This is a genomic window from Coleofasciculus sp. (assembly GCF_046539235.1).
Taxonomy (GTDB): Bacteria; Cyanobacteriota; Cyanobacteriia; order Cyanobacteriales; family Coleofasciculaceae; genus Coleofasciculus.
This window is the reverse complement of the sequence record NZ_JBKHHI010000252.1, coordinates 1-9,642: the sequence shown is the minus strand read 5'-3', so window position 1 is coordinate 9,642 and position 9,642 is coordinate 1. Positions and strand designations below refer to the sequence as shown.

Sequence of the window (9,642 nt, the reverse complement as noted above, 5' to 3'; positions counted from 1 at the left end):
TGATAAACGTCAAAATATGGCTCCATGATAAACGTCAAAATATGGCTCCATGATAAATGTCAAAATATGGCTCCATGATAAATGTCAAAATATGGCTCCAGTCAAAATATGGCTCCATGATAAACATCAAAATATGGCTTCCTCTACAAGTAGCGAGCAAGATGCTCGCACTACAAGAATTTCGACATGATTGACAATAACGTTTACATGACAAAGAGCTTATTACGCGATCGCGCTTGGCGAATCAGCTACTCTAGTAACGAAAATAACCCCATTGCTGACTTCTACATCCCAGCCTTAGAATGCGCCGTTCAATATGACCGCAAATCCGGCTTCTTCAATAGCGCCATCTTAAGCCAAGTCGCCCGTGGTTTAGGTGCAATGCTGCATAATCAAGGAAAAGTGCGGCTAATCATGGGCTGTCAGTTTTCTCCCCAAGACTTGCAAGCCATCCAACAGGGTTATGAACTCCGAGACGCATTACTCACTCGCCTTGATACCGAACTCAACCCGCCAGAGAACTTCGTTCAACTCAAACATTTCGAGATTCTCAGTTGGCTAGTCGCCAACGGCTACCTAGATATTAAAATAGCCATACCCCTAAAAACCAATGGCATCCCAGAAGCCAGCCAAACCCAACTTGATCCTGACCACATCTTCCACGAAAAAGTAGGCATTTTCACCGATTCTCAAGGGGATCAACTCGCTTTCAGTGGTTCCAACAACGAATCCCTCAGCGGTTGGCAAAGCAACATCGAATCATTTCATGTGTATTGTAGCTGGGAAGGCGATCGCGATTTAGAGCGAGTGAGTGAAGAACTCTTCCGCTTTGAACAACTCTGGAACGATTTAGCCCCCAACGTCCGAGTCTTTGAAGTCCCAGACGCCGTTCGACAAAAGCTGCTACGCTACACACCAGCTACCAAACCGACGTGGAATAAACAAACCGAATTCGATAGCAGGGTTTTACCTCAACAAAAAGGTAAAGAGGCTTTTGATAGTGTAACTGAAAGCAACAAAAAATCCGCAGCCATCGCAGTGCGAGCGTCTCGCTCGCTATATCCTGAAAGCAACAAAAAATCCGCAGCCATCGCAGTGCGAGCGTCTCGCTCGCTATATCCTGAAAGCAACGAAAAATCCGCTCAAAGCAACGAAAAATCCGCTCAAAGCAACAAAAAATCCGCAGCCACCGCAGTGCAAGCGTCTCGCTCGCTATATCCTGAAAGCAACGAAAAATCCGCAGCCACCGCAGTGCGAGCGTCTCGCTCGCTATATCCTAATCATGATGATGGCTCGCTAAACTTTAACCCTAACAGGCAAGATGCTACCCCTCGCGGGCAAGATGCCCGCACTACCACAACTCGCGGGCAAGATGCTACCCCTCGCGGGCAAGATGCTACCCCTCGCGGGCAAGATGCCCGCACTACTACGGAATGGGAACAAGAACGCCAAGCCTTTGCCCAACTCGCCAACCTGCACCAACATCCCGGCTGTTTAGACTTCTGTCTCAAATCGATCCCGATAACCCCTTGGTCACATCAAATCAAAATACTCCGTCAAGTCGCCCAGCAGTTCCCCCGTAGTTTCCTGATAGCGGACGAAGTTGGACTGGGGAAAACAATTGAAACTGGCTTAATCCTGCGCTATCTACTCGTCAGCCAAAAAGTCAAGCGCGTTTTAATCCTCGCCCCCGCTAGCGTTCAACCCCAATGGCAAGAAGAACTACGAGAAAAGTTTAACCTTCACTTTTGGAGTTATGGACAAGGGGGATTAACTGACCCTTACAGTCATACCATTTCCACCGCCACTAACCCCTGGAACGCCAAAGACTTAATCCTCGCCTCCAGTCACCTCGTCCGCCGTACTGAAAGAATGCAGGAACTCCTAGAGGCAGAATCTTGGGATTTAGTCGTACTAGATGAAGCCCATCATGCACGGCGCAAAAGCCCCCAAGCACGGAAAGATACTCCTAATCGGCTGCTGGAGTTAATGGGAAAACTTAAAGAAAAGACACGCGCTCTGGTGCTACTGTCTGCTACCCCAATGCAGATTGACCCGATAGAAATCTTTGACCTTCTCTCTCTGCTAGGACTTCAGGGACATTGGGCTTATGCTGATAACTTTTGCGATTATTTCACCACCTTACCCGAACCGCCCAATCGTCTTACCCTAGAATTCTGGCAGCAGATGTCCGTCGATTACTTCAAACACGGCGGTCAATCCTGTCCTCGTTTACAGCAGTATTTACAACAACAGAATCGCTTTATTACCTACAGACTGCAAAACGTTTGGCAAGACGGGAAAAAAATCGTCAACTCCAAACAGTATCTCGCCGACGAACCCTTCATCGCCACCTCACGCCAATACCTCACCGTCAATACTCCCCTCAAAGACCTCATGTTCCGCCACACCCGTGATACACTGCGGCACTATTATCGTTTGGGTTTACTCGACCGAGACATTCCCCAGCGGGATGTGCGAGACAACGCCATTACCCTAGAACCGAACCGGGAAGTTCCCCTCTATCGCGCCGTCAGCGAATACGTGCGTTCCTTCTATCGCCTCGCCCAAAAGCAGGAACGGAAAGCGTTAGGCTTCTTAATGACTCTGTACCGCAAACGCTTAACCAGTTCATTTTATGCCATCCGCGAATCCCTACAACGGCGTTTAGATTCCCTACTCCAAGGAAGCGGTAGCAGTATCACCAGCGATGACTTGAGTGATATTGACGAAGCCGATGATGCCGTAATTACTGGATTAGAATCCTTTTTAGAACCCGTAGACCCCAGAGAGATTGAATATCTCGAAGACTTACTGCGTCAGTTTGAGAACACCGGGGAAGATAGTAAACTTTCTCACCTGATTGATACCCTACGCCGGGAACTGATTGAGCGGGAAAGTGTGATTATTTTCACTCAGTATACCGACACGATGGACTATTTACGGGAGTCATTGCGATCGCTGTATGGCACTCAAATCGCCTGTTACTCTGGACGCGGTGGCGAGTTCTACCAGGGAAGCGACTGGTGCAGTCTACCCAAAGAGGTGATTAAGCGTCAGTTTCGAGAAGGACAGATTAAAATTCTGTTATGCACCGAATCAGCATCTGAAGGATTAAACCTGCAAACCTGTGGCGTATTAATCAACTATGATTTACCCTGGAATCCGATGCGAGTTGAGCAGCGGATTGGACGGTTAGACCGAATTGGGCAGATTTATCCCACTGTTAAGATTCACAACTTCTATTATGACGGTACCGTAGAAGCAAAAGTCTATCGCAAATTGCGCGATCGCATCAATGCCTTTGCCACAGTCGTTGGCAACTTACAACCGATTCTAGCTCAAGTTCCTACATTTATCGAGCAAGCGGCAATCAGTGCAGATCCCGAAGAAGAGGATGTGTTAATGTCAGAGTTTGAGCAGGTACTCAACACCCCACCCCTGCGTCCGGCTTTAGAAGAGATGATCGCCATGGATGTAGAAGCTGACTTACAAGACATCCGCCAACCCATACCCCCAACACCGATTACACCAGAAACCATTGAACAGTTATTCACCACTTCAGCCAGCCTCAAATCTGAGGGTGTCGAGTTTGAATCCTTACGCGATCGCATCTGGCAGCTTACCTATCAAGGACAGCACTACAATGTTACCTTTTATCCCGAAGTATTTGATGAAATGCCTTCCCTGCGGCTGATGAGCTTTGGAGAGCCATTATTTGAGCAGTTACTCCAAAAGAACATAAGCCTCCATGACAGCCTTCAACCGTGATTCTGTCAACTATCCTTGCTTTTCCACCAACTGACCATCTACCCATTCTGTATGGTCAGGGGGATTCCGCCAATAGTCTTCAACAGAGAAAACGGGAGACTCAACCTGAGACTCCTGGGAGTTCGCGATCGCGTATGCCATAATCATCCATTATCCCTATTGTCAGTTACCCCTAACAAAGGACAAATGATATCAATTCCGTATACATCTTCATCCTTTGTTAATAGAGAACTAACTTTTCAGTGTAATCAGTGTAACTAATCCTTCATTCCCCCACCCCCATCTGGACAATAAATCCGTGAAATCAGTGTTTTGACAATTAAGCCAACATTTCCTGCGCCCGCTTAATATTTTTACGAACTGATTCTGCTGACGTATGTAGGGCGGCGCGTTCGGTATCGGTGAGGTTAATTTCCACAACTTTTTCCACACCTCGACATCCTATCCTTGTGGGAACACCAATGAAAATATCCTTTAAACCATACTCCCCATCCAGATAGGATGACACGGGTAAAAGTCGCGACTGATTATGCAAAATAGCTTCCACCATGGCGCAAGTCGAGGATGCAGGCGCGGAATACGCCCCGCCAGTTTTCATCAGATTCACAATTTCTGCGCCACCATGACGAGTCCGATTTACCAAGCGATCAACTGTCTCCTCATCCATCAATTCAGTAATCGGAATTCCTCGCACCGTGGAGTAACGGGGTAAGGGTACCATTAAATCACCATGACCCCCCAAGACTAACCCACTGACATCCGCAATCGATACCCCTAACTCCATCGCAATAAAGGTTTGGAAACGGGCAGAATCCAGCATTCCCGCCATTCCCATCACCCGCGACACTGGTAATCCTAATATTTGCCAGACCAAGTAAGTCATCACATCCAGGGGATTTGTGACCACAATATAGAGCGCATCTGGCGATCGCGCGATCGCTTTTTCGGCCACTTCAACCGCAATCTTGGCATTAATTTTGAGTAAATCATCTCGACTCATCCCCGGTTTACGGGGTAAACCCGCCGTGATGATCACCACATCAGACCCGGTGGTATCCATATAATCATTGGTGCCAATAATCTCGCGGTTGTGACAATCCATCCCCTGTGCCTGCATTAAATCCAGGGCAATGCCTTGGGGAATACCGGGAACAATGTCTAAAAGTACCACATTTGCCAAATTGCGTTGGGCAATCCGGTGCGCCAAAGTGCTACCGACGTGACCCGCACCAATCACAGTGACGCGGTGATCATTGCAGGCGATAGGTAAATTAGAAGAAGATGCCATGGCTATAGATCGATATTGCGATCGCGACGATAAAACTAACGTGGCACAGCTAACATGGCGCAATTTTACAGCATTTTTGGGCGCAAGCCTGGATTTTTAACCAGGCTAATGGAGCAAATTAGGCGTGTCACGCTACTACTTTAGCTAGTGACTTCGAGTTGGTCGAGGCGAAACCAAATATTCGGGGTGGGTACATAAAACTTGACAAAGGCATAGTCACCCCGGATATCGACCACTTCCCCATCACTTTCAAACAGGTAAGGAGGAAAGCGAGTATCACTGGCTTTAGCTTCCACACTATTATCCAACGTTTCGCGATTTACGCGCACTAATGATCCTTTCTTGAGCTTGCCTGCCATTATTTATCCCTTCCCTAAGGTCATGTCAACACTTCAAAAGTCTTATTATCCCTCATATTCATCATTCAGGATTGGCAGCTTGGGCAAAAATGAGACGAACGCCCGGACAACTTAATCCGCTCAATCGGGGTCTCACAGACGCGACAAGGCTTTCCTGTGCGACCATAGACCCAAGCGACTCCACTGTAGTTACCATTGACGCCCTGGACATTGAGGAAGCTGCTGAAGGTTGTACCACCCGCCTCAATCCCCGCTTTTAACACTTGAATAATCCCTTGGTGCAGACGTTCAATTTGATCTACACTTAATCGGGCGCAAACCGTTTGAGGATGAATCCCACTCACGAATAAGGCTTCATCGGCGTAGATATTCCCCACGCCTGCAACCAGAGATTGGTCGAGGAGGGCGGTTTTAATCGAACGCTGAGACGTTTTCAGCTTCTGTGTTAGATACTCTAGGGAGAAAGCTTCGGAGAAGGGTTCAGGTCCTAAATTTTGCAATCCCGTGATAATGCGATCGCACTTTTCCCCCGGCGGCACCCACCACATCCGACCAAAGGTTCGTTGATCCACAAAGCGCAATTCCTGTCCTTGAGGAAAAAACAAGCGCACTCGCGTATGCTTCTGTAACGGTTCCGTTTGCTGAATCCATAGGAGTTGTCCACTCATCCGCAGATGCACCCCTAACCACCCAGCATCCCCATTCTCAGAGTGGGTAAGGTGGGCAAGCAGATATTTACCCCGTCGGTGCCAATCGGTAATTCTCGTCTGCTTCACACCCTGCCAAAACGCCGCCACAGAAACAGGGTAGGCGATGGTGCGCGGGAGCAACACATCCCCACCCTGAATATCCTGGGCACAGGTAATTTGCTTCAGACCCAGACGAATTGTTTCCACTTCCGGCAATTCAGGCACGGCTTCGTGTGATTCCGTTCCCTTACTTCTTAGCTTTCTTCTTCGCCGCTTCCACGACTACCAGTTCGTTTTCAGCAAAGTTATTGGTATTGATGCCGGAATAGTTGACTTTATCGAAACGGACGATGACAGGATAGATAATACCGCTCTTGTCTACGGTTGCTACCGTTCCGATATCGTTATACCAATAGGACTCTTTGCGTTTAATCCGAACTTTTGCGCCGCGTGCTACTTCTGCCATATCAGTTTTTCCCTTACTAATCTAGTTTTACAGCGTACTACTGGATCAGGGGTTTCTGCTTACTCTTTATTTTAAGTTTTATTACAAAGATGAGTTAAGAAACCCCGATTTGACTAAACCCGCCCTAACTAAATTTTTACCTACCCTCCTACCCTTTTGAGTCTAATCCCGCCATCGCACCTGTACGAAATAAGCAGGTCGTCCCCAGATATCGGAGGTATCGCTAATATCCTCAACAGCCAGATTAAAGGGAATCGCCGTGGTGAGGTAGCGTTGAGCCAGGATACCCATGTCAGGGGTAAGTTGGGTGGCTGTAGCGGTGGCTAGACCTAAACCAATCAGTTGCTCAATCGGACCACGGGGTAGGAGGAGATGAGCGCCTAGGGCTAATCCAGCCGTTAACATCATGCCAACGGAGAGATTCGTACCGCAACGAGGATGTACCGCTAAATTCCATTCCCCTTGGGTGAGACGGTTTAACGCCAGAGGAACCGCACGTCTCAAGTCCGATACATTCACCTCACCATAGAGGTAAAATCCTTGTTCAGTAGATAAACCACCTAAAGTATCATTATCCATCTCATGCACGGTGGTAGCTGTACCCGCACGACTGCGACTAGGGCGTGACGTATAGTTGGCATTGGCTAAATCAGCCAGAACCCAAACCGTTGCATGTTCAAGAGCATGAACCTGACGCAACATTAACAGTTCTTTTAACCCTGGTACAAAAGGCAGTTGCTTGAGTAAGTCTGTATCTTGACTGGGATAGGGTGTAGGAACGTTAAAATCCCACGTCTGAGCAGAAGTCGTATAAGTCATGGCAGGATGTACTCTCAAACTCGCCGATATTCTTTTCACTGTAGCGTTGGTTATTGGAGAAGTGAGGAAAAATGTACCATTGCTCCCAGACGTAGCATGCTACGTCTCTACATTGCTTCCCCCGCTCCCTCTGCTCCCATAACGACGCGATACAATACCAGGTAAGCATCTAGACACAGTACATCTTAGTTCGTGCCTGTAACAAACAGTGGTGTCAATACTGCTTGGATAAGACTGATCTCCCCTAGCCCCCGGAGAATAAAAAGCATAAGCAACATTTGGCTTCCCTGTGTCAAAAAGCGAAGCCTCCTCTGGCTTCCCTGTCAAACAAAAACGAACCCTTCTTTAGCTTTCACCTTTTGAAGAGAAAGGCAAGGGGGATTTATAAGGGAAGAGGGAGATCTGAATTTGACAGATGTGCCATGGCACGTCTCTAGCTAACGTTTGACGTTTGACTTACCTCATGAGTAATTTTCCAGACTTATCCAGCCACGGTTTCAGGGTTGTTCGAGAATTAGGTCATAATCGCGCAGGTGGGAGAGTCACCTACCTAGCGGTGCCAATTCCGCCCCTGACGTCAGAGGGAACGCTGAAAGAACCCGTTGTGATTAAACAGTTTCAGTTTGCCCAAAGTGAGGCACATTGGTCAGATTATGACGCCATCGAACGGGAAATTCAAGTCTTACGGGACTTAAATCATCCAGGAATTCCCCGTTATTTGGATTCATTTCAAACTGAAACGGGGTTTTGTTTAGTCCAGGATTATAAAAAAGCCGCGTCTTTAGCCGTGCGGCGTAGTTTTGATCCCGCTGAGATTAAGCAAATTGCTGTTTCATTACTCAACATTCTCATTTATTTACAAAATCGCCTTCCGCCGATTAGTCATCGGGATATTAAACCGGAAAATATTCTAGTTGATGATGAGTTGAATGTCTACCTGGTTGATTTTGGCTTGGCGCATATCGGCGGGAGTGAAATTGCCATGAGTAGTGTAGCCAAGGGGACTATTGGGTTCATCGCGCCGGAATTGCTGTTTAATCAACAAGTGAGTGAAGCCTCGGATCTCTATGGCTTAGGCGCAACGCTGATTTGTTTGCTGACAGGTATTGCTTCAACTGATATTAGTCAGTTAATTGATGAAGACTATCGGATTAATTTTAAACATCGGGTTCCTCGGTTGAGTTTGCGGTGGATTGAGTGGCTGCAAGCGATGGTGGAATTGAAACCGAAAGACCGTTTTCTGGATGCGGAAACCGCGTTAGAGGCGCTGAACCCGATTTATGTGATTCGAGTGCCGGAGGTAAATCTCAACGTCCCGTGTTTAGAGTTTACGGCGAAGAAATTGGGGGAAAAGATAACTAAAAAGGTCATTTTGACGAACTCCGTTCCCGATACGGTATTAGAAAGCCGATGGCAAATCGCTCCTCATTTGAGTGATCCGCCCCACACGCCTGATTTTCATGAATGGATTTACTTTGAACAAACTCATTTTGTCAGCAATCAAGTGCTGTGCAAAATTACAGTGGATACGCGCAAGCTGATGGCGAATAAGCTTTATGAACGGGAGATATTAATTCATAGCAATTCCCATCCAGAAACCCAAAGCTTAACCCTAAAACTGAAGACAGCACCCGTACCGATTCCAGCGAAGAAATTACCCTATTTTTCGGTAGGATTATTGATTTTCTTTGCCGCCGCCGCCACCTGGGTGGAAACAATGGCATGGGATGGTATTGTACGTCATAGTGGCACAGTCGGTATTGCGATCGCAGTTTTCATTTCGGTGTTAGTGGCTCTCTTGGGACTTGTGGCGGCGATTACGTCGGGGTGGATTAGTCAGGGGATGGCGAAGGTGCGATCGCGCTTTGGCGTCAAGGTGAAAGCGTTAGATACCGTAGCCGCTGTTTTTTTTGCGGGTGTCGCGGCAATATTTGTGGCTCGATTTGGCGCTCAATTCCGAGCGACGGATATGGCAATTGCGGCGTTTGCGGCGGTGGATGCGGTGGTATTTATGGCGGCGTTTGAAGGGGAAGGTGTGGCTCAAAGTTGTGTGCAACGGGGGTTTAGTCAATGGTTAGCGTCCGCCGTTTCTGTCTTATCCGCCGCCTTGGGAATTAGTTTAGGAATGGCTTTGAAAATAGGGGTAGTTAATGGGATGGTTTTGGGGGCAATTTTAGGCACGGGTTTTCCTTTAGCTACGTTAATTTTATATCCACCATTAGATCGGGCGAAACGGATTGCCCGTTATCG

The 9,642-nt window shown here is 47.6% G+C and carries 8 protein-coding genes; 2 read left to right on the top strand and 6 right to left on the bottom strand.

Annotated elements, in window-relative coordinates:
- Window positions 1-207: 207 nt before the first annotated feature.
- Window positions 208-3,771 carry a helicase-related protein gene (locus ACLFWI_RS19965; RefSeq protein WP_446414363.1) on the top strand — a complete coding sequence of 1,188 codons (3,564 nt, stop codon included), beginning with the start codon at window positions 208-210 and terminating at the stop codon, window positions 3,769-3,771.
- A gap of 9 nt (window positions 3,772-3,780) precedes the next feature.
- Here the strand turns inward: ACLFWI_RS19965 and ACLFWI_RS19960 are convergent, their stop codons facing one another.
- The 6 genes from ACLFWI_RS19960 to ACLFWI_RS19935 form a co-directional block, all read right to left on the bottom strand.
- Window positions 3,781-3,918 (bottom strand): hypothetical protein, encoded by a 138-nt coding sequence (locus ACLFWI_RS19960; RefSeq protein ID WP_446414362.1) that lies wholly within the window; start codon window positions 3,916-3,918, stop codon window positions 3,781-3,783.
- Between the two features lie 172 nt (window positions 3,919-4,090).
- Window positions 4,091-5,059: a malate dehydrogenase gene (gene mdh, locus ACLFWI_RS19955; protein ID WP_446414361.1), complete on the bottom strand. Its 969-nt coding sequence runs from the start codon at window positions 5,057-5,059 to the stop codon at window positions 4,091-4,093.
- Between the two features lie 140 nt (window positions 5,060-5,199).
- Window positions 5,200-5,418, bottom strand: coding sequence for an NAD(P)H-quinone oxidoreductase subunit O (gene ndhO / locus ACLFWI_RS19950; protein ID WP_446406578.1), 219 nt, complete (start codon window positions 5,416-5,418; stop codon window positions 5,200-5,202).
- Between the two features lie 65 nt (window positions 5,419-5,483).
- On the bottom strand, window positions 5,484-6,332 hold the full coding sequence (locus ACLFWI_RS19945) for a DNA-formamidopyrimidine glycosylase (protein ID WP_446414360.1): 849 nt from the start codon (window positions 6,330-6,332) through the stop codon (window positions 5,484-5,486).
- Between the two features lie 22 nt (window positions 6,333-6,354).
- The gene (locus tag ACLFWI_RS19940; RefSeq protein ID WP_446414359.1) at window positions 6,355-6,573 is read right to left on the bottom strand and encodes a photosystem I reaction center subunit IV; all 219 of its coding nucleotides are present in this window, start codon (window positions 6,571-6,573) and stop codon (window positions 6,355-6,357) included.
- Window positions 6,574-6,735: 162 nt separating this feature from the next.
- Window positions 6,736-7,392: a DUF6391 domain-containing protein gene (locus tag ACLFWI_RS19935; protein WP_446414358.1), complete on the bottom strand. Its 657-nt coding sequence runs from the start codon at window positions 7,390-7,392 to the stop codon at window positions 6,736-6,738.
- Window positions 7,393-7,855: 463 nt separating this feature from the next.
- Here ACLFWI_RS19935 and ACLFWI_RS19930 point away from each other — a divergent pair.
- Window positions 7,856-9,642: serine/threonine protein kinase (locus ACLFWI_RS19930; RefSeq protein ID WP_446414357.1), on the top strand; the 1,787-nt coding region annotated here is incomplete at its 3' end.